This is a genomic window from Kineococcus indalonis (assembly GCF_009906395.1).
In the GTDB taxonomy this organism is placed as follows: domain Bacteria; phylum Actinomycetota; class Actinomycetes; order Actinomycetales; family Kineococcaceae; genus Kineococcus; species Kineococcus indalonis.
In genome coordinates this window covers 1-664 of the sequence record NZ_JAAALM010000955.1, presented here as the reverse complement: position 1 = coordinate 664, position 664 = coordinate 1, and the positions used below count along the sequence as shown (strand labels likewise).

The following is a 664-nucleotide window of genomic DNA, read 5'->3' as shown; positions in this document are numbered from 1 at the left end:
GCCCTGGAGCGCCGGCGCCCGCGCCGGCGCTCCAGGGCCGGGGCCAGGGCCCGGGCCAGGGCGAAGGCGGCGGAGCCCACGAGCGCGGAGGCCAGCGGGTCGCTGACGCGGTGCCAGCCCTCGGCGACGACCATGGCGCCCATCGCCCCGGAGGCCAGCGCCCCGGCGGGGGCCAGCACCCACCGCCAGGAGCGGGGGGCGGCCACGAGCAGGCCCAGGCACACGCCGAGCACGCCGGCGGTGTGGCCGCTGGGCAGGCTGTTGCCGCTGCTCGCCGCGCCGAGGAGGTCGGGGCGCTGCAGCAGGACGAGCTTGAGGACCTCGGTGGCGCCCAGGGTCGCGGCGGCGACGCCGAGGCCGAGGCCGGCGCGCGCGGGGGAGCGCGAGGCCAGCCCGGCGAGGGCGACGAGCCCGGCGCCGGCGAGCAGGTGCACGGGCTCCAGGTGCCCGGCGAGCTGGAGCAGCCGCTCCCCGGCGGCGGGCAGCCCGGCGTCGGTGGAGCGCAGCGCCGCCTCGTGCACGGCGTCCTCGGCGGCCTGCCCGCGCGCGGTGCGCACGCAGACGGCGTAGAGGACGGCCAGGGCGGCGGCGTGCAGCAGCGCGGCGGCGGCGAGGGCGCCGGTGCCGCGGCGCCCGGTGCCGCGCCGGGGCGGGGCGGGGGCGG

1 protein-coding gene is annotated in these 664 nt (G+C 83.1%); it reads right to left on the bottom strand.

Annotated elements, in window-relative coordinates:
• Nucleotides 1-664 (bottom strand): phosphatase PAP2 family protein (locus GTR00_RS22160; protein WP_166613627.1); only part of this gene is annotated, 664 nt, incomplete at both ends.